The organism is Pontibacter sp. LHS2, assembly GCF_058932845.1.
This window is the reverse complement of record NZ_JBZYWG010000002.1, coordinates 108,551-128,780: the sequence shown is the minus strand read 5'-3', so window position 1 is coordinate 128,780 and position 20,230 is coordinate 108,551. Positions and strand designations below refer to the sequence as shown.

General features: G+C 47.1%; 20 protein-coding genes. 8 read left to right on the top strand and 12 right to left on the bottom strand.

Features of this window, described 5'->3' with window-relative positions:
- Window positions 1-148: 148 nt before the first annotated feature.
- Window positions 149-496 (bottom strand): hypothetical protein, encoded by a 348-nt coding sequence (locus AC5FX6_RS09260; protein ID WP_493596765.1) that lies wholly within the window; start codon window positions 494-496, stop codon window positions 149-151.
- A 354-nt stretch (window positions 497-850) separates the two neighbouring features.
- Between AC5FX6_RS09260 and AC5FX6_RS09255 the strand changes: the two genes are divergently transcribed.
- Window positions 851-1,444 carry a hypothetical protein gene (locus tag AC5FX6_RS09255; RefSeq protein ID WP_493596764.1) on the top strand — a complete coding sequence of 198 codons (594 nt, stop codon included), beginning with the start codon at window positions 851-853 and terminating at the stop codon, window positions 1,442-1,444.
- Between the two features lie 157 nt (window positions 1,445-1,601).
- On the top strand, window positions 1,602-2,543 hold the full coding sequence (locus tag AC5FX6_RS09250; protein WP_493596763.1) for a DUF808 domain-containing protein: 942 nt from the start codon (window positions 1,602-1,604) through the stop codon (window positions 2,541-2,543).
- 79 nt (window positions 2,544-2,622) lie between these two features.
- Here the strand turns inward: AC5FX6_RS09250 and AC5FX6_RS09245 are convergent, their stop codons facing one another.
- The 4 genes from AC5FX6_RS09245 to AC5FX6_RS09230 form a co-directional block, all read right to left on the bottom strand.
- Window positions 2,623-3,837: a PepSY-associated TM helix domain-containing protein gene (locus tag AC5FX6_RS09245; protein ID WP_493596762.1), complete on the bottom strand. Its 1,215-nt coding sequence runs from the start codon at window positions 3,835-3,837 to the stop codon at window positions 2,623-2,625.
- Window positions 3,838-3,913: 76 nt separating this feature from the next.
- Entirely contained in the window at window positions 3,914-5,137 is a 1,224-nt protein-coding gene (locus AC5FX6_RS09240) for a DUF4374 domain-containing protein (RefSeq protein WP_493596761.1), read from the bottom strand.
- A gap of 30 nt (window positions 5,138-5,167) precedes the next feature.
- Window positions 5,168-7,564 carry a TonB-dependent receptor gene (locus AC5FX6_RS09235; protein ID WP_493596760.1) on the bottom strand — a complete coding sequence of 799 codons (2,397 nt, stop codon included), beginning with the start codon at window positions 7,562-7,564 and terminating at the stop codon, window positions 5,168-5,170.
- 405 nt (window positions 7,565-7,969) lie between these two features.
- On the bottom strand, window positions 7,970-8,878 hold the full coding sequence (locus AC5FX6_RS09230) for a LysR family transcriptional regulator (protein ID WP_493596759.1): 909 nt from the start codon (window positions 8,876-8,878) through the stop codon (window positions 7,970-7,972).
- Between the two features lie 71 nt (window positions 8,879-8,949).
- Between AC5FX6_RS09230 and AC5FX6_RS09225 the strand changes: the two genes are divergently transcribed.
- From AC5FX6_RS09225 to AC5FX6_RS09205, 5 genes are all read left to right on the top strand, one after another.
- Window positions 8,950-9,207, top strand: coding sequence for a CBU_0592 family membrane protein (locus AC5FX6_RS09225; protein WP_493596758.1), 258 nt, complete (start codon window positions 8,950-8,952; stop codon window positions 9,205-9,207).
- 278 nt (window positions 9,208-9,485) lie between these two features.
- Window positions 9,486-10,052 carry an RNA polymerase sigma factor gene (locus AC5FX6_RS09220; protein ID WP_493596757.1) on the top strand — a complete coding sequence of 189 codons (567 nt, stop codon included), beginning with the start codon at window positions 9,486-9,488 and terminating at the stop codon, window positions 10,050-10,052.
- Window positions 10,045-11,241, top strand: coding sequence for a hypothetical protein (locus AC5FX6_RS09215; protein WP_493596756.1), 1,197 nt, complete (start codon window positions 10,045-10,047; stop codon window positions 11,239-11,241). Before AC5FX6_RS09220 ends, AC5FX6_RS09215 begins: the two co-directional genes overlap by 8 nt.
- A gap of 117 nt (window positions 11,242-11,358) precedes the next feature.
- The gene (locus tag AC5FX6_RS09210; protein ID WP_493596755.1) at window positions 11,359-11,850 is read left to right on the top strand and encodes a CHRD domain-containing protein; all 492 of its coding nucleotides are present in this window, start codon (window positions 11,359-11,361) and stop codon (window positions 11,848-11,850) included.
- A 196-nt stretch (window positions 11,851-12,046) separates the two neighbouring features.
- Window positions 12,047-13,261, top strand: a complete 1,215-nt coding sequence (locus AC5FX6_RS09205; protein WP_493596754.1) for a sensor histidine kinase — start codon at window positions 12,047-12,049, stop codon at window positions 13,259-13,261.
- Window positions 13,262-13,485: 224 nt separating this feature from the next.
- Here the strand turns inward: AC5FX6_RS09205 and AC5FX6_RS09200 are convergent, their stop codons facing one another.
- The 5 genes from AC5FX6_RS09200 to AC5FX6_RS09180 form a co-directional block, all read right to left on the bottom strand.
- Window positions 13,486-14,502: a fasciclin domain-containing protein gene (locus tag AC5FX6_RS09200; RefSeq protein ID WP_493596753.1), complete on the bottom strand. Its 1,017-nt coding sequence runs from the start codon at window positions 14,500-14,502 to the stop codon at window positions 13,486-13,488.
- Window positions 14,503-14,750: 248 nt separating this feature from the next.
- Entirely contained in the window at window positions 14,751-15,527 is a 777-nt protein-coding gene (locus AC5FX6_RS09195) for a metallophosphoesterase family protein (protein ID WP_493596752.1), read from the bottom strand.
- A 167-nt stretch (window positions 15,528-15,694) separates the two neighbouring features.
- Window positions 15,695-15,937, bottom strand: coding sequence for a hypothetical protein (locus AC5FX6_RS09190; RefSeq protein ID WP_493596751.1), 243 nt, complete (start codon window positions 15,935-15,937; stop codon window positions 15,695-15,697).
- A 430-nt stretch (window positions 15,938-16,367) separates the two neighbouring features.
- Window positions 16,368-16,619, bottom strand: a complete 252-nt coding sequence (locus AC5FX6_RS09185) for a hypothetical protein (RefSeq protein ID WP_493596750.1) — start codon at window positions 16,617-16,619, stop codon at window positions 16,368-16,370.
- A gap of 37 nt (window positions 16,620-16,656) precedes the next feature.
- Window positions 16,657-16,896, bottom strand: a complete 240-nt coding sequence (locus tag AC5FX6_RS09180) for a hypothetical protein (RefSeq protein ID WP_493596749.1) — start codon at window positions 16,894-16,896, stop codon at window positions 16,657-16,659.
- A gap of 245 nt (window positions 16,897-17,141) precedes the next feature.
- Here AC5FX6_RS09180 and AC5FX6_RS09175 point away from each other — a divergent pair, with 245 nt between their 5' ends.
- Window positions 17,142-18,917, top strand: a complete 1,776-nt coding sequence (locus tag AC5FX6_RS09175; RefSeq protein ID WP_493596748.1) for a T9SS type A sorting domain-containing protein — start codon at window positions 17,142-17,144, stop codon at window positions 18,915-18,917.
- Window positions 18,918-18,948: 31 nt separating this feature from the next.
- Here AC5FX6_RS09175 and AC5FX6_RS09170 read toward each other — a convergent pair whose 3' ends face one another.
- The gene (locus AC5FX6_RS09170) at window positions 18,949-19,668 is read right to left on the bottom strand and encodes a class I SAM-dependent methyltransferase (protein ID WP_493596747.1); all 720 of its coding nucleotides are present in this window, start codon (window positions 19,666-19,668) and stop codon (window positions 18,949-18,951) included.
- A 44-nt stretch (window positions 19,669-19,712) separates the two neighbouring features.
- On the bottom strand, window positions 19,713-20,171 hold the full coding sequence (locus tag AC5FX6_RS09165; RefSeq protein ID WP_493596746.1) for a hypothetical protein: 459 nt from the start codon (window positions 20,169-20,171) through the stop codon (window positions 19,713-19,715).
- Window positions 20,172-20,230: the final 59 nt, after the last annotated feature.

Genomic DNA, 20,230 nt, shown 5'->3' with positions numbered 1-20,230 from the left:
CCAGTATAGGCACTTTTTGATAATATGTGATTAAGGCGTGAAAAGAGTAGATACCCCGGCCCAAGGTACAAAAGCCCTGTAGATGAAAATCTACAGGGCTTTTTTGTTTCTTTAAAATCCGAAAAATATCAATTAGCTAAAGTTACTTTCACTCCAAACTCCGTTTCATCACATAGAAAGTACAGCTACTTCCTTCATAAACCCTGGGATAGGTATCGACTAATTTCCAGCCTTTACCATTCATGTAGTTCAGAGCCGCCATAGGGGATATAAAATCGATATTGCTTCCTTGAGCGTCTTTCAATACCTCTTCTCCGTTGCCGAAATCAACGTGCGCGTGCACTTTAGTGCTGAAAAGAGCTTTGGGAAAGAACCTGATCTCGCAGTACGCTTCAGTTCGTGGAGTAGGTGTAACAAGGGAGACGGTTACAGCCTGTGCATAACTAGAGGCACACAGCAGGATGAAAAGTGCGAACAGTAGGGATAATTTCTTCATAGGAATGATACATAAGGTCCAGTTAAATATTAGCAAAAACCTATCCAAATGAAGGATTGTGTATACCTGTACTAGCTATTACAAGCTCATTAGTTTGAAATCCGTAATTTTTTGGAGTGCCTTCTCACAATAAACTATCTCAACACAGCATGGTTACGAGCACTTTGCACCCCTGGCGTAACCCTCAGCATCTTAAAGGATTACTCTTCAGAAAGCTTACATGAAAGTAAGTGTGACAACATGGAGCGATTGTTTTTTTCAGGTGATAACAACGAGTGCTCTTGATAAAATCTTCTGCCTAAAATTGACTAAGCTATCTAAACTCTATATATTAGTTTTCTTATTTTTAGTATTATGATGCGTTTTGAAGAAACGAAAAAGCTGCTGGAGAACTCCACCTTCTACTACATTATTACCACTAACATGGAGGGAAGGTATACCTATGTAAACAACTGCTACAACAATGCCTTTCGGGACATCCATGGGTGTATTGTGGGGCAACCCTACGAAGTGACCATGCACCCGGATGATACCAAAGTCTGTGCAGAAGTTGCTGCCAAATGCTTTGCGCACCCCGATAGCACTTTCCCGGCCACTATCCGCAAGCACGATGGCAAAGGAGGCTACCTGATCACACAATGGGAGTATAAAGCCATGTTGGATGAAGCCGGTCACCCTGCCGGTATGTTCTGCCTGGGTTATGATATAACCGATTATACAGCATCCCACGAGCAACTCAAGGACGCAAAATCCTTGTTGAAAGAGATTGCATTTTACCAGTCCCATATAGTTAGAAGACCGCTGGCAAACATCATGGGGCTCGCCAAGGTGCTGGAACGTATGGATTTGGATCAGAACCTTCAGAATATCTGCAAAATGCTCCTTGATAACTGTCAGCAATTGGACGCTGTGATCAAAGATGCCGCATCAAAGCAAAATAATAGCTAAGGACGCCTGGATTGCCTTCAATTTTTCTGGTCTAACCCGCACCTCTTGCCACAATCCCATTTCTTTCGCTTAAATTAGGATCTTGTAAAAGACTGCTCTGGCTCATAATCCGTACAGAGTAGGCAGTACAAACTCACCTTATAAATTAGAAAAAACTATGGCGACAGGACTTCTTGCGCTTTTAGACGACGTGGCAGCGCTGGTGAAAGTCAGTGCGGCAAGCTTGGATGACGTACCCACACAGGTAGCAAAAACCACCGGTAAAGTATCCGGTATTGTAATCGATGACACAGCCGTGACACCCAAGTATGTGGTGGGGCTCGACCCGAAGCGGGAGCTTTCCATCATCTTCCAGATCGCTAAAAAGTCACTCATCAACAAAGCGATCTTTCTGGGACCGGCCGCGCTGGTGCTTGGCTACTTTTTGCCCGTCGTTATACCTTACCTGCTGATGATAGGGGGTGCTTTTCTGTGCTTTGAGGGCTACGAGAAAGTACACTCCATGTTCAGCAAAACCCATGAACCCACTGACGAGCCCACAGAGGAAATGGATATCATCACCCCACAGGAACTGGAGAAACAGCGGGTGAGCGGTGCAATTCGGACAGACTTTATACTTTCAGCAGAGATCATGGCTATCGCGTACGCTACCGTGGCTGAGAGTCCGCTGATGAACCAGATCGTGGTGCTGTTTGCTGTGGCAATCTTCATCACCATCGCCGTGTATGGCTTTGTGGCCCTGATCGTGAAAGCGGATGATATTGGGGTGCACATGGCGCAGGACAAGTTCCATCCAACCACTCAGAAGATCGGACGCGGCATTGTGAAGTCCATGCCGAAATTCCTGACCATACTTGGTTATGTAGGTACCGCTGCTATGCTGTGGGTAGGAGCTGAGATCATCGCGCACGGACTGCCGTTTATGCACCACCCTATGGAGGCACTGGATCATTTGTTCCCCGACATACCTGCCCTGGGCTGGCTGGCAAAAGTACTGGTGCTGGCACTGGGCGGTTTGCTGCTGGGAGCTGTAATCGCTCAAATAGTGACTCTTGGCAAAAAGCTATTCAAGCGTCCAGCCGAAAAGGTAGCACACTAATATAAGCGTTTTATTAAAAGCAGAAAGGTCGCCTTGGTAGAGGCGACCTTTCTGCTTTTCTGGATAGATGTTCAGGTTATCAAGCTCTGGCCGTTTTGGCTAGCTTGGGCTTTTCCTGTCCATCCTTCTTCTTTGGTTTCTTCTTTTTATTCCACCACACCAGGAAGCCGGTGATTGGGAGACTGGCGCAGATCAGGCTGATGAAGAAGGCCAGAATCTTACCCGGCAGGCCCCATACGATGCCCACGTGCATGTCGTAGTTGAGCATGACCAATTGGTCTGCCAGGCTAGCCTCTGAGTACCTGTCGCCTTGTACGCGGTACAGCTCCAGGGTATGCTGATCGTAATAGTATTCGTTGCGGTTATACCAGCTACCAAAGTCCTGATAGGCTGTGAGCTCTATGGCATCCTCTTCATCTTCCAGGATCGGGGTCATGTACCAGCCTTGTGCATTGGGCTCCAGGGCCAGCGTCTTGTACCAGGCTTTGTCCAGCATCGAAACGGTATCGTCGGCAAACATACCTGCTTTGGAAACATCAGAGTGCGGATGGTGATGATCAGGCTTTTCCTTTCCACCAGAAGTGAGGTAGTACAAGCCATCTCCAAACCATTCAAAGCTCCACACCAAACCTGTTACGGCCAGCACGAAAGCCAGGATCAGGCTGTAGAATCCGACCACATTGTGCAGGTCGTAGTTGACCCGTTTGAACTTACCATTCCATTTGATCTTGAAGCTTTTGTCGATGTTCGACTTGTTCCACTTCCGGGGCCACCACATGACCAGGCCAGTAATAAGCAGCACTACAAAGATCAGGGTAGCTATACCTACGATTGGTCGGCCGATCTCGTAAGGCAGCCACAGGGCGCGGTGCCCGTCTATGATAAAATGAAAAAAGTCAAATTGCCCGTCCCCACTGGTTTGCTTTTTTAAAAACTCGCCTGTATAGGGGTTAATAAAGATAGCGGTGAAGCTCTTGCCTCCATTTTCGAACCCCATGTAGCCGACTGCGGCGGCCCCTTCTTTGTTGCTGTAGGTGAGTCCGGTAGGCTTCTGCCCGGGCATGTAGGCCTGGGCTGTATCCAGCAACTGACTCGGTGGTACGAAGGGCTTATTCTGCGCTTCTACAAAGCGCCAGGGCTCCAAGGCATCTTTGATGTCCGGCTCAAAAACATAAATACAGCCCGTAATGCTCACGATAAACACCACAATGCCAGAAGCAAGACCTAGCCAAAGGTGTAGCCAGTCATTGATTCGTCTCAGGGCGCTTTTGCTGCTGTTCTTTTTGCTTTTCATCTTACTAATTGGGGAAAAGTAGAAAATGCCCGCTTTGCCAGGTTATGACAAAGCGGGCAGAATAATCTGGTATAAACTAGAGTTTAGAGATACCTGCCACAAAGCTGGCCTGCACCTGGGCACCTTTTGTAGCAGTATAATTCTGCGTATCAATTCTGTAGATATGGATAGCCTTGCTAGCATCAGGTACTGCCAGGTATACATAGTTGCCATCGTGCAGGGCACTTAGTCTGCGGCCAATGCCAGCATGCTCCGGTATGCCTTCAATGTAATTGATCGTTTTGTTGTTCAGGTCAATCACAGCAGATCTTAACGGGCCGTCAGACCACTTAGCCTGCTGCCCACGCGCTACTGTATTTATCTCTACAAACACTTTTCCGTTGCCCAGGTATAGCATGTGGGAAATAGTCTTGCCTCCTGTTACAGCTGCCACATCAAACAGATAGCTCTGGTCAAACTCCGTCTGTCCGTTCTTGATGCGTATAATGCCAGCCGGTTTTGTAGTTTGGCTGTAGCCATTAGCCGGATTGGAGTGAGAAACTGCATACACATCGCCTTGCTCTGTTTTGATCAAGCCTGATTTTGTGTTGAAACCACCGATTGGACCGGTCCGGGTGTCTTCGATTAGCTTCTGGAACTGCAAGCCTGGGTAAGAGTATACCGCTATCTGTGCTTTGTCAGTGTGAGGTGTGTTGAACGTATTCGGGTCGCTGATGTAGTAGCTCAGGAATAACCGGTTACCGCTAACGCGCATGCCAGCGTAGGCAGGGGCTTTCTGGGTAGTAATGTCTATAACCGGGTGCTGTTTGGTACCTGTTATGGTCAGTGTGTTGGAGTTGATCGTATGGAATTTCACCACATCAGAAGTGCCTGCCATCTCCACCGCAACCAGTGTGTTATCGTCTGCCTTCACGATGTCTGCGAGAGGATTAGTAAACGAAACATTGCCGATTCGCTTCAAATCTCCGTTCGCGTCTCTGGCTATACCTACCACATTCACATCATCTAAGCCACCGATGCTGTACACGGTCTGGTCAATCTGTGTGAAGTCAAAGTAACCAGGCTGCTCTATACCTTTCCCAACCGCGGATAATGTACCTGTCATAATATCATCAAACGGTACGGTATAATAGGTAAAGGAAGCATCGTTGCCCTGTATACCGAGCGACACTACAAATTGCTCTGCTTCCGAAGGATCAGGACCGGAGGTATCGTCATCGCTGCATGAGGTGATGACTGCTGTTGCAAAAAGGCCCAGTAGTGGGAGAGCCAGTCGGTTTCTAAATTTAGCTAAGGTCATTGGTATCATTAAATTTAAGTGAGTCAATGTTTAAAGGACGTATCGAAGCTTCAGGTAAAAAGCGCGTCCAGGTTTTTGCAGGAAAAATTTATCGTAAAGTCTTGCGTCTGTCAGGTTGCGGCACTCAGCTGAGATATTGTACTTGCCGTTTGCCAGGCTCAGGAATACTTCCAGGTTATGAGCGGACTGCCTTGGGATGTCTGATTTGTCTTCGTTTCTATAGCCGTTTTGCGCCCAGGTTAGGAAGTAACGCTCCACGAAGTTGTAGTAGTAGTTAAAACCCAGTACAGATTCAGGGCGCAGCAGGTCTTTGAAGGTAAGGCCGGCATTGGCATTGGCAAACAGGTATGGCTTGTTTGGTTGGCGAAATCCTTTGTTGAAGTTCGTTGTCCAACCACTGTAATCATTGTAAAGAGAATCTGCCTGATCTGTTATGTTCTGATAGGTAACATTAGCGCCCATGTTCAGGATCTCTTTCCATTGATACCTCATGCTTCCTTCCACTCCCAGCGTGCGGATATCACTCAGGTTACCATAGGTGGTCAGCGGACTGTTAATTCTTACATTCTGGTGAATCAGGTCTTTCGACTCCCGGTAGATAAAGCTGCTTTCGAGGTTAAACTGGTGGTCTTGTGAAAGCGTAAAGCCATAGGCTGCTCCAATATTGTAGTTATCGCTTTGCTCTGGCCCCAGGTCAGGGTTAGGGTCGATGAACTGGCCATCGCCGAAAACCTCGTTGGCATTTGGCAAGCGATACGTTTGTTCATAGGAAGCTTTTAGCTGAAGTGACGGCAACAGGAAGTAGGTACTTGCCAGACCGTAGCCAAAATTTTCATTCGCTACTATATGTGCATCAATTCGACGGGTGTCTTGTCCAAAATCAAACTCTTTGCTGGTCTCGGTACGCAGAAAGTATGCTTTACCAAAAACCGTGGTAGTCCACTTGTCAAAAGGGTCAAACTTGTAAGCAAGTCCCAACACCTGCTTGCGCAACGCTTTTGGGAGTTTATTTTCAGGGCGTTCAGGATTTTCAGTGTCAAATGCCTTGCGGTGGAAATCTGAATAGGCGTAATTGAAAGCCAGCGAATGCTGTGGGTTTATTGTATAACCCACATTAAGCTGGCTGTTGAACTCCGTGTCGTCCATGGTGTTGAACATGCGCATTTGCTCGCCGTTACGGGAGCCAGGGGTTCTGTTAGCCTCTCCCAACCAGTTGTAGGTGACACCGCTCAACGTGTCAATTGCTTCGGTCTTGGTGTAGTTCAGGGCCGTGTTCAGGCTCACATTCAGGCCTTCGGTAAACAGGTTGTCCTTACTGTACTTAAAAGTAGGGACAACAGACTCGCTGTTACGCATAACGCCTCCAAACACTCTTGCCATGGTGGAGCCTGTCTGTACCTGCTTGTCATTGCCAGAGGCGATCACGCCAAATAGCAGGTTATCGGCAAATCTGCGGTTCACCCAGCCGGTTTCCAGCTTTACAGTGCCGGATCGGTAGCGGTCATGAAAGCGTTCCACTTCAGCGTTTTCTGCTGCACCATTTCTGACAACAGGCACCCATACCTTGTAGTTGTTATCGGAGTAGTTGTAGTTCACATTGCCCCGCACCGTAAAGCCATTGCGGGCATTGGTGCTTGCACCGTTCAAGGACAGGCGGTGGGTGTTGAAGGAGCCAAAAGAGTAGGAGGCGTCCAGGAAATTGGCTTTCCGGTTGGTGATGATATTCACTGCCCCACCCAGTGCGTCAGTTCCCAGCCATACCGGTACAACACCCTTGTATACTTCGATCCGGTCGATGGTATTGACAGGTATGTCGCTCAGCTGAAGCGAAGAACCGAAGTTGTCCATCGGGATGCCATCGAGGAAAAACTTAACCTGATCGCCAGAAAAACCATTGAGTGAAAAACTAAGGTTAGAGCCCAGGCCCCCTTCTTCCATCACGCGCACACCGGCTACCCGATTTAAGATCACCCTGGCATCAGAGGTGCTGTTCTGAAATTCCTTCGTAGATATGGCGGTAACGGCATATGGCTGCTCGTTCACCTCCCGGGTAGCTGATTTGCCAATGATCTCTACGCCTTTCATCTCAAAAGACTTTTCTTGGAGAGCCGTGTTTACTTCAAGGGTTTGGGAAGGCTTGAGGCTGATGCTTCTTTGCTCTGTTTCAAACCCGATAAAGCTAAAGAGAAGGGTATAGTTGCCCGGAGCAATGTCTTTGAGTTCAAAACGGCCATCAGCGGCTGTGACAGTACCTCGCTTCGCTTCCTGCAGTACCACACTAACACCTGTAAGCGGCTCACCTGAAGAGGTACGCACTGTTCCTACAACACTTGCTTGTGCCAATTCCTGCCCCCAGGCTGAGCTATCGAGGCAGACCAACGCCAGCAAACAAATAACTGCTCCGATGATTTTGATTAACTGCTGCAATGCCTGATTTATTTAGAATCGTTTTAAATTGTGGCAAAGCTATAACAGAAATGTCATCAGTCAAAATTATTTAGACTAATTCTAAACAGATATAATGTGTTATTCCTAACTAGAGCAAGACAACTGAGTGAATAGAATGAAAGCTTATCAAATTAGCCTAATGCGATCCCAATTATACAAGGGGGTAGGACGCTTGAACTGCGTTTTCAGGAGATAATGGGTCAAACCAGGTACAACAGCCAATACCTCTTACCCCAGTTACGTTCTAAAAAATGCCAGAGGTTCAGGTATAGGCAGTGTTATAATAGGAGAGATGGAGGTAATCAGGTATACCCATTGGCTTTATACCTATAAAGTCACAGGTCTTGAGGAGTTGCTATGTAGGTTTAATTTATCGAATGACTGTCAATATTTAGTAGCGATTTCCAGCACGAGCTTCAGGATGTTTTTGAGCACAGGGCTGTTGTCATTTTTACGCCAGGTCACATAGAGGTTCATCTTATAAGGAAGCGTTATGAAGCGCACATTGGGCAGGGAACTGAGTGAGTAAGAGTAGGGCAGGATGGTTACTCCCAGCCCTTTGGATACGAGCCCCAGCACCATACCTCCAAAGTCCGTCTCAATGCGCACGTCGGGCGTAAAGTGGTGATCCTCGAAGATCTGACGAAGGCCAGCGGTATAGAAGGTAGTCTGAGCCAGGTTCGATAAGATGAATTTCTCGTTTTCAAGCTCGTGCAGACCGGTATAGTTGTGCTCAGTAAGGCGGTGACTTTGCGGAACGGCCAGCGCATACGGCTCCGAGTAAAGAAACTCTGACTGCAGGGCCGGGTTCTCGGCGGGGTCTCGCCTGAAAGCCATGTCCATTTGGTAATTGAGCAGCAACTGCTCAAAGCTGATGTCTGTAGGTTCGACCAGGTCCACCTTAAGCTCAGGCAGGGCACGTGATATGCCGGTAATGAGGTCCGGCATGAACCCATAAACGATAGAGCCCGGGTAACCGATCCGGACAGTACCGGATGCTCCCTCGTGTATTTTCCGGGCCTGCAGATGCACACGGTTGATCTCATCAAGCAACGGTATCCATTGGTCGCGCAGGAAAACACCTGCCTCAGTCAGCTTCACGCTTCGCTTGTTTCGTTCAAAAAGCTGTACGCCAAGCTCGTCTTCCAGGGCTTTGATTTGCCGGCTCAGGGCAGACTGCGTGATGAACATACGTTCCGCTGTATTCCAGAAGTGCAGCTCCTGCGCTAGTGCCAGGAAGTACTTGATCTGCTGTAGCTCCATCCGCTGTGATTCATTTTTTGCATTAGTCAAGCGAATAAAAGCATTTTTAAGGCCATTTGCACCTATTTACTTTGCATTAATAAATTAATGTGAATCAAACGATGGCTACACTACGCAAATACATGGGAGAAGCAATTGGCTGGGGAGGGGCTTTCTTCTCACTTACGGCCTTTAGCATGAATAGCATGGGACTCACACATGGGCAGTCGGTCGAGTATTTGGGTATGAACATCATTGGGTGTCTGCTCCTGATCTTTTATGCCGTGTCCAAAAAGGCCCACGCCAATTCGGTGCTGAATACGATCTTTCTGCTTATCGCCGTAATCGCCCTGGTCAGGGCTTACTTCATGCAGGTATAGCCCGACTCTTATAATGGACAGATACCAGGAAGCTCCTCAGAGCAAGTGATCCCTGTAGATGAAAGTCTGCAGGGATTTTTTTTTGCCCATGGATTCGTGCGATCTGCCTTGCTTACCTTGGCCACATTCTTTGGTGTAATCAAATGATAAGTCGCTTTTTATGTTGATTAACAGTGTATTACAATCGTAAAAAAAAGAAGTGATCTGCTGAATTTTTATAAACCCGGAGGCAACCCTTTTGATGCAAAGTGCGTGATGGGAGCGCAAATTCTGGAACAGTGAGCAAAACAGAAGGCAAAGTATTGGACATGCTGCTCCACCAGTGTCTGAAACAGGACCGCGGAGCGCAGAGAGAGCTGTACCGGCTCTTCTTCGGCTACGCTATGAGTGTTTGTGTCCGGTACTCTCAGAATGCAGAAGAGGCAAAGGATGTGCTCAATGATGGGTTTATGAAAGTGTTTACCAAATTAAAGCAGTATCATCCTCCCAAGCCATTCAAAGGGTGGGTGCGGCGGATCATGATCAATACGGCTTTAGACAATTACCGACATAACCTGAAAACCTATCACCTGCAGGACATCGACAAAGCAGAGCCTGCGTCCGATCCGTTTGATGTGGTGCAGCAACTGAACTACGAATACCTGATCTCCCTGGTGCAGCAGCTATCCCCAGCCTACCGGACGGTTTTTAACCTGTATGCAATAGACGGCTATACCCATGAAGAGATAGCAGAAATGCTAGGTATAGCAGTAGGCACGTCGAAGTCGAATCTGGCCAAGGCAAGGGCAAATTTGCGAGTGGCATTAGAAAGAAGCAAGATCGATGAGCACAAACAATATGTCTGACGAGGAGCTGGACCGCCTGTTCAGGAAATCAGCCGAGCAATACGACGCTCCTTTTGATGAAGCGGCGTGGAAGGCGATGGACCAAAAGCTGGACAGAGCGCAGGGCGGATTGACAGGTATAAAACGCTATCTGCCTATCGTGCTACTGGCCTTGTTAGTGACAGTAGGCACTGTGTGGAAGTTGATGGACCGCGAAACACCGCTTCAGGAAAACGTTGCTATTTCTGCAAAACAAGGATCGAGTCACAGTGAAGCAAGCGTTGCTATACCTGAGCAACTTAAAAGAGAAGAGCATACTACCTTACCGGAGCCTAGTTCATCTGCTGTGCTATACCCTGCTGTGCAGCCAGGTTCCGGTGCAGGAATTCGCTTAACAGAAAACTCAGGGCGGGAGGGCAGCGCTATACCTGCCAGCCGGACCATCATAGTAGAGGAGCCATTGCAAACAGTAGTAACAAGGCTGCCGTGGCCCCGACTGAACGCACCACAATTTGTAACAGTTATAGCCAGGCAAGCAGCTGCACCACTTATACCTGTCAGTACACCTATACCTGCTGACAGTGGCCAGGCATTCGAGAAAGAAAAGCGGGTGTTTCTGCAAAGTGTTAAAGTGACGCTGGTTGTGGCGCCGGATATCACCACTGTGCGCTTCAGAGATCGGGACGCATTGAGTGCCAATGCCGGTGTACTGTTAAGCGTGCCTATCACCAAGAGACTCAGTTTAGTGACTGGTGGAGTGTGGGCAAACAAACTTTACAATGCCACGCCCGCAGACTACAGTCCCACTCCGGACTATTGGGACGGCAAGCGGCAGCCGGATATCATTACCGCGAACTGCAAGGTGTTGGATATACCTGTCAACTTGCAGTACCAGGTGCTGGGCTGGGGCAGGAACATGCTCAATGTTCAGGCGGGGCTATCGAGCTACCTGATGCTAAACGAAGCCTATACCTATACCTATCATTACAATGGAAGAGAACCCTACAGTAAAACCCGGGAATTCACAAACGAAAACCGACACTGGTTCGGAATACAGAATTTGTCTGTAGGCTATACGCGTCAACTGTCTCCTGCCATCTCAATCGGAGCTGAGCCTTTTGTCAAAATACCGCTAGCAAGTATTGGCGAAGGGCGTGTGAAGCTTACAAGTGCAGGGGTGTTTTTTACGGCCGGCTATACTTTCAAATAACAAGATCGAATAATTACGGGAGTTTAACACACCACGATATGACGCAGCTGCGGCTGTGTCAGGAAGAATCTCTATGCTTTTAAATTATTGAATCACTTCAATTAAATTCTGATGAAGATGAAAACGTATCGAATCAATTTTGGAATACTGCTTGGCGCGTTGCTGAGCATGTCACTTGTGCTGACCAGCTGTGACGACGATGATGACAACACTGTTATACCTGATGATGAGATTGTGACCCTCAACGAGGTCGCCCTGTCCGGTGCTAACGAAGTACCGGCTGTCAACACACAGGCAACTGGTACTTTCAGGGGTACTTATAACATGGATACCAAAGTAATGAACTACACTGTCTCGTTCCAGAATATAACGCCAACTGCCATGCACTTTCACAGGGGCGCAGTAGGAGTGGCAGGACCGATCACGATTCCGATTAATCCGGGTAGTGATCCATACTCCAGTAACAACCCTTATGTAAGTCCGCTGGTAGGGTCCACTCCACCGCTCACTAGTGCACAGGAAGCAGAACTACTGGCAGGCGAGTGGTATATTAACATACACAGCGACCAGTATCCTGATGGCGAGTTAAGAGGCCAAATCACCAGATAAGTCAAGGGTATAGGTGCTCGGCTGTTGTGCTCACTGGCAGCTGAGTGCCTATTCTGCTTTCCTGGCAACATAGGTTCAATTTAAACAAGGGATGCTCTCAATAGTTAATAACTTTTTCTTTAAATTTATAACTTCATTAAAACCAGCGGCTTTTGGCATTTAGGAAATCCGCAAATCAGAGAAGAGGCTTTTCTATATGATCGATATCCAAGACAACCTGCTTAAAGACTTGGAAGCTGTAAAGCAAATCCCCGTCGTTCCAACCATGCTCGAAACTATTTGTCAGATCACGGAGATGGGCTTTGCCGCCGTCGCTCGTGTAACAGAGGACAGGTGGCTGGCCTGCAGCGTGCACGATCTGGTACAGTTTGGGCTGAAGGAGGGTGGCGAACTGGAAGTGGCCACGACCCTGTGCAACGAAATCAGGGATCACCGGCAACCCATCGTTATCGACAATGTAGCAGAAGACCCCACTTACAAGGAGCATCACACCCCTCGGATCTATGGCCTCAAAAGCTACATTTCTGTTCCTATCATACTCAAAGACGGCACATTTTTCGGGACACTCTGTGCTATAGACGCAAAGCCGGCAAAAGTCAATAATCCCAAGGTGATAAGCACCTTCAAGATGTTTGCTGATCTGCTGGCCTTCCATCTTCAGTGTGTCAGCATAATGGAGCGCAGCCAGTACATTAATACGGAACTGCAGCGTAAAAACAATGCCTTGCGTAACGCCAATTTTGATCTGGACAGCTTTGTCTATACCGCTTCACACGATCTGAAGTCGCCTATCGCCAATATCGAGGGTCTGATCTCTATTCTTTCGGATGCTATCCAGAAGGAGGAACTGGACCGGAAGGAGATCAAACAGATCACCGCCATGATGAAGTCCTCCCTCAAGCGGTTCTCTACTACTATCAGAGACCTGACAACCATTGTAGAGATCGACAAAACAGGTGAAGACGAAGAGCCAGCGGTACTAGACCTTTTTGAGATTGTGGAATCGGTGAAAGAAGACCTGCAAAACCTCATAGCTGAGTCTTGTGCGCAGATTGAAGTAATCGCTCCGGATAGTCATTTGTCAGGATTCACGCTTAAAAACTCTAAAAGCATTATCAATAACCTGATCAGCAACGCGATCAAATACCGCTCACCTGAAAGAGCGCCCCATATAACCATCAGGCTGGAGAAGCATGATGACAAATCACATTTATCCGTGCAGGATAATGGACTGGGTATACCGTCCAGCAAGCAGGACAGTATCTTCACCATGTTCAAGCGCTTTCATGACCATGTGGAAGGCAGCGGCATTGGGCTTTATATTGTAAAGAGAATGGTGGATAATGTGCGTGGCGAAATCAAAGTGGACAGTGTGCTTCATGTAGGCACCACTTTTACGATTATCTTTTAAAATACCTTTCTAAGCTAGGTATAAACTGGCAGGATGGACAGACTTACTAGTGAGCCGGAGAAGCAGCATCCCAAAGAGTATGGGATTGTGGCAAGCTTTCTAATGAGGGCCAAAGAGGAAAGAGTGGTGACACAAATTCTGGAGCAAGAGTAAAGAGTATCGCATATAAAAAAGGGTATTGATCTTTCAATCAATACCCTTTTTTATGGCAGACAACCTGTAGACTAGCTGCCCAGGTTAGGCAGGATTACCTTATCGATCACATGCACCACACCGTTTGTAGCCTGTACATTCAACAGGGAAGGAACCAGGTTGGCTACTCTGTTCTGTGTATCCGTTATGGTCAGGTTGCTGGTGTTTACAAAGAACTTATCGCCGTTCACAGTGCCCACCTTGCCAGTGCTCAAGTCAGAGGAGTACACACGCCCCTCTACCACGTGATACAGCAGGATTTGTCTTAAAACATTGTCAGGCACATCGTCCAGACTCGCGAAACCCAGCTCTGCCAAAGCGGCTATGAACGCGTCATTGGTTGGAGCAAATACAGTATAGGGACCGCCAGTAGCCAATGTTTCGGCCAGGCCAGCTTTTATGACTGCCTGCACCAGTATCGAAAACTCAGGATCAAAACTCAGGGCCAGTTCCACCAGGTTTTGTGTAGGTGGCATCAGCACCTGATCGATCACATGAATCACTCCATTCAGGGCACGGGCATCAGCCAAGATAACGTTGGCATCGTTCACTTGAACGCCTCCATTCAACGTGATGTTCACGGCTGCACCGTTAAGTGTAGGTACATAGCCAGCTGTTAAGTCTGCGGCATATACTTTGCCTGCGACAGCATGGTAAAGCAAGATCTCTCGCAAATTAGGCACATTGCCAATGTTATTAGGATAGAGTCCCAGTTTAGCGAAAGCTTCATCTGAAGGGGCAAACAAAGTGAGGTGCTCTTTAGCCACTGTAGATGTCAGTCCTGTTTTAGCCAGGGCAACTAGCAATGTACTGAAGGTAGGTTTGCGCTCCTTCTGCTGTCGGGCCTTTGCATGTGCGGGCGCTTTGCCTTTCATCAGATCTGTTCTTTCGAGCACAGTAATCAAATCTTCAGTAGAAGAGAGCAGGTCGGTCTCAGGTTGAGCATCTTCTTGCTTCTCACAACCCGAAAATGCAAAAAGCAAGGCCATCAGGAAAGCCAGTGAACTGAGCTTGTACCGAAAAATTGGAAGTGTTGGTGTTTTTTTCATGGTTTTGATTTTTTTTAGTATGTGTTATACTTTTCTACTGAGATCAACCAGCTGTTATGCCGAATGTTTGAGCGTGTGGAAAATATTTTTAGATGTTATTGTTTTGATAAACAGTAACATAGGTTGAATTATGGTTGGCGTTAGCGTGGCAGTACCCTTAAAGCAAAGCGAGCTGCCCCAATTGGGGCAGCTCGCTAAATTTTAGAGTAGTGCTATGGTGCTAGAATCAGCTCTGGTGCTGCACAGGATTAGCAGCCTTTCCTGAGGCTATCAGCATAGGCATTTGGCAACTCAGAGTCCTCCACTGCTTTGGCAGCTTTTTCAAAATCATAGGCGAAGCGTATAAATTCAACGGTTATACTTTCCTTGTTCAACACAGAGCTCTGTTCATCGATGGTTAGCATGACATAGCCACCCCGGTTGTTGGCATCTTTGGGCTTGCCTACTGATCCAATGTTGATTGCATGACGATAGTGGGGCTCATCTCCTTCAGCCGAGTTCAGGATGCGATGGTAAGGCTTGTGCGTATGTCCGAAGCACATGATGTCGGCATCGGCGTCTTTCATGATTCGGAGCATGCTTTTCTCATCGCGGTCCTCAAACAAATACTCGTTGATCTTGCGGGGACTGCCGTGTACCAGTAACAGGTTTAGCTTATCATTATTCAGCTGGAATTCCACCTTGATATGAACGGGAAGCGTGCGAAGGTAACGGCGCTGCTCAGGCTTGATGGCCTTGTTTGTGAAAGCGATCGAAACCGCACCATTGGCCTTTTCCTGATCGGTTTTGTAAGCACAGCCGCAATCGTCACTTTCCCTGCCTATGCCGAAGTCATAATTACCCGCAATAGTCGGGATGTTGCGCCTCCGGATCGCGTCGATCACTTCATTTGGCCAAATGTTATAACCCACCAAGTCACCCAGGCAGTAGATGAAGTCAGGTTTGCGGGTGTCCACATCGGCAAAGAAAGCCTCCAGGGCAGGTAAGTTGGCATGTATATCGCTGAAAAGAGCTATTCGGGTCATTGCTATTGCGAATTAGGAATTAAATGATTGCTGCTGATTATAGCAGCAGTAAGCCATTAAAGCTTTATGATTGCAATATTACGATTAAAGCTGAGTTCCTACAACAGGTCCGTATTACCGAATTGTTACGGATGAGATAAAATAGTTTTAGGGCTTTGGCATCGCGTTTAGCCGCGCTCCACTACGATATACCTGGCAGCATATCCGTTTTGTTTGTAGAGCAACTGAAGAGCGGTGATAAGCGAAGCTATACCTGTGGTTTTGGACTGATTGCCGCCCAAAGGCCGTAAATAGTTATGAAACCCACTGCCAGGCAAGCGCATCACGACACGTCTGGCGTCAGATTCTTCTACATCAGTCAGAGCTTTGGCAAACACTACTTGCCGCATGTAAGGGAGTGCAGACTTCATGCTGCGATAATCCGAGAAGGCATAAAGGCGACAGTAGGAACTAAGCTTGATAGAATTCACGCTTCAAAAATAGCGCATTATACCTAAAGTAAATGGACTAATGGACTGCAAAAGCTCAGCTCAGGTACTGCTCAGTAATTCGGGCGGTTTCTGATGTAAAAAATGATCAGGAAAATGAAAAGTGAAATCAGGGATAGCGGGATAAGAATTGAACCAGCTAATCCTGCAAAGACCATGGTACTGGTATAGGGCCAATGATTGATCTGAAAGAGTAAGCCTATCACATACAGGGCAATGCCTATCATTAGGACGGCAATATTTATCCGAAAGAATTTATTCATTTTTCTGATTATACCCACTAAGAAAAAAATAGGGTGGATGATGTTAAAGCTGTCAGGTATAACGTGATGCTTCCATAGGAAGATACAGTTTACCAGCACATCATATCGATCAGGTTGATTTTGTTAGTATAAGGCTCAAGGGCTCGTTTCGTAGCCAGGCCTCTGATCAGCCCAATAAAGTTTGTATCGGGGTTGCTCCACACCTCTGCAAAAAACTCACCCATATCATACAGTTGAATGCGATAGCCACGACGTCCCCGTTCGGCCAGAAAAGTCCCATGTGCCCATATCATCTCTAATCTACCGGCTATTGTATGGGTGTTAAAAAAATTGAGACTCATAGTATGCTAAGGGTGTTCTTCGGGTGAAAAAGCAGATTTAGTCGCTGCAAGGATCGTCTGGGTTGTCGTAATCCCAATAGACTTCGATAGTAGAGGGCTTGTCCAGATAAGCAGGGATAGGGGTGTAAATGATCAGTTCCCACCCGGCCTTTTGCATGTCTTCCCGGTGCAAACGCCTCGCCTGCCACATCAACCGCTCATGAATTTCCTGACCGATCGGGCGATGGCTTCCCACATACGGGCTACCCTCCTCAAATTTGAATGTGGTTGTATGCATAAACTACAATTTTTACAGCTATACCTTATACTACGTAAGTTGTTATGATTTGAGGTTCAGATTTTTAAAGATTTTCTATCGGGTTGGTGTATATGCAAATGACCGGCTATTTCTTATACAGATTTAAGAAACGAAATATAGGGTTGTCTTTAATTAGAACAATAAAATATATGAAACGTAATAGGGTGCTAGCGACCTTTATCCTGCACTGCGAAATCCTACAATAAAGCAAAGGAGATCACCCTATGATTAGAATCTTAACCCTCATTGTATTTATACTTGGCGTTACTCCCTCCTTTGCTCAGTTCAGTTCAGTTACACCTTTAAGTCAAATTCCCATAACAGTGAATACCGGTGAAAAGCCACAATCAAAAGTTTGGGCACATGCCGGCACTTTCTGGACAGTACTGCCAGACGAAACCGGAACACATGTCTGGAAGCTGAATGGAACAACTTGGGAAAATGTGCGGACTATCTCCCTTAAGACTACTTCAAAAGTAGATTGCAAAGTTGTAGGGAATGTAACGCATGTTTTGCTTTTTCATGAATCTGCCAGTCTAAATCAGCCTGCTTTTTTTGATATCGTGTCTTTGGAGTATGTGCCTGAGACTAAGAGCTATTTAAATCACAATGCAGCTTCTGATCTATCACTTGGGGACGGTGTCGAAACAGCAACAATCGATATAGACGGACAGGGTAGAATGTGGCTGGCCTATACCAGGTCAAACGGTGTAAGAGTAAGATGGAGCGATTCACCCTATAGTAATTGGAGCAGCGAAACACGGCTTGCCACAGGGTTGAAAAATGATGATATATGTGCTGTCATCTCGCTACCAGGTAAAACAGGTGTATTTTGGTCAAATCAGAATACAAAAAAATTCGGTTTCATGACTCACGAGGATGGGAGCCCCCCCAACAGCTGGTCATCGATAGAGGATGTAGTTCACCAAACTAATGGGAGTGTAGCCGGAGGTTTGGCAGATGACCATATGAACATGGCAGTAGCAACTGACGGTACACTATACTGCGCAATTAAAACCAGTTATTCTAATGAACATCAGCCACTTTTAGGGCTCTTTGTGCGGCGACCTGCGGGTGTATGGGACAATCTGTATACTATTACTAAAGTTGGCTCAAGAACGCGACCTATTGTTATTCTAAATGAGGTGGAGGAAGTTGTTAGAGTCGTCTACACGGATAACGAGAGAGGAGGCAACATTGTCTACAAAGAGTCTTCACTTGATAACATAGACTTTGAGACCAATGAAGAAAGCTTAAATGCCTCTGATCAGCGAACGTTTAATAGAGAGCATATTCTGATAGAAGGATTTTACAACAACGTAACCAGTACCAAAGACAACTTCACCGATGAGATTGTCATCATGGCCTCTTCCTCAGATAATGCAACCGGCCCCCGGTTTGCTGTCAGTGTCTTGGCAAGCTCGGAAATTATCCCTCTTCCAGTCGAACTGGTCAGTTTCACTGCCAGGCTGGCAACTGACGATGCCATTTTAGAGTGGAAAACAGCATCAGAGCAGGATAACGAATACTTCAGTATTGAATCGAGTACAGATGGGCGTACTTTTACTCCAATCGCAAAGGTCGCTGGCAATGGAACGACGCAATTGCAAAGGCACTATACCTTCACTGACAGGAATATATCCAGATATAGGGCAGAAGGCATTTACTACAGGCTCAGACAAGTGGACTACTCTGGCAAGTTTGAGTTTAGCCCCATCAGGCATGTACATGCTCCGGGCCTTCCGGATGTCATCACACTCAAGGCGTTCCCAAATCCATTCGATGACTACTTACAGGTACAAATCTCTTCCAATGCTGAACAAGCAGGCTCTGTTATCCTGTACAATGCGCAAGGCCGCATCATCCAATCTGAGAAAGCTGACCTGAAAAGAGGGGTCAACACCATAGTATTAACAGAACTCAACCTGGCAAGCGGTATTTATTTCCTGAAAGTCATAACTGTTGATCAGCAGAAAGTGCTTAAATTGATTAGTGAGTAACTCCTTGCCGTATTCCCTGAAGTTAGAAGATTTATTGCTCGTTACCAGGCTCTTCAGCCTTCTCGAATAACAAAAAATGCTGGATCGGCAGGAAGTCTTCCCGTCTCTGCAAACGGAAACCATTTGCTTCCAGCTCTTTTTTGACCTGCTCTGCCGTCATCTTGTGCAGTGCTTTGATCCTTACGTCCGGGTCTTCGGCCTTGTACTCAAGCAACAGGAGTTTGCCACCCGGCTTTAAAGCACGGTGGATAGACCGCAGTATTTCCTTAGGGTAGGAAAGTTCATGGTATACGTCGACCATCAAAGCGATATCCACTGAGTTGGCTGGCAGGTTTACCTCCAGGCTGTCACCTTTCACAATGGACACGTGATCGGCTCCTTCTTTTGCCTTGCGAGATTGCAGTGATTCGATAAACCGGTCCTGCACTTCTACTGCGTATACCTTGCCGTTCGGGACTTTAGGGGCAAGCTGAAAGGTATAGAAACCTGTGCCAGCACCAATGTCGGCAACGATACTGTTAGGCTGCAGCTCCATGTTCTCTATGGTGCGGGAAGAGTTCTCTTCTTCCTGCCGTGTATCCCGGTCCAGCCAGTTGCCACCCGTGGCGGTCATGATCGCGGCGATCTCCCGGCCCATGTATACCTTGCCGGTGCCTCCTGACGAAGGCTTTTTGTAGGTATAGCTTTCCTGGGAAACTGCAATAGGCTGTTGGGCCTGGCAGGCGTGGCAGCCACTCAGGCATGTTGCCATGAAAGCAAGGATAATAACACGACTGTTGAAGCTTGGCCGTTTCGTCATATTGTGAATTTTTCCAGTCGCTCAGTCAGATCGTCTATCAGTTGCTCCGTCCATTTCTCCGCGACAAGTTCATAATCGGCATTATCCCAGTTTTGCAGGTATTCCTTTTCCAGCCATACGTTATCCTGGTTGGGGCCAATGGTATAGAAGTTCCGGTCCAGCTTAAGCAGTAGATCTTTGGTCAGGTCGAAGTTGTCGGCACCCACCCGCTGAAAACCTTCCAGGCGTAATCTTAATCCCATCTGATTGACATTACCCTTGTCCAGGCTGATTTCAGTTGCGCCATCTGCACCAGGTTCACGTGTCCAGGTATCGACTAGCTTTTCTAATTTGAAGTCGTGAAAAAGCGGAATGACATCAGCCAGATGCTGGTGTATATGCTGCGCCAGTTCGGGCAGAACGGTGTCATAGAGCTTACGTAAAGCCTGCTTGTCTTTGATTGGGGATTCTTGCATGGAAAAAGGAGTATTCAGTCCTTCTTATACGAGCGGACCAGTGTTTTTGCCACTCTGCC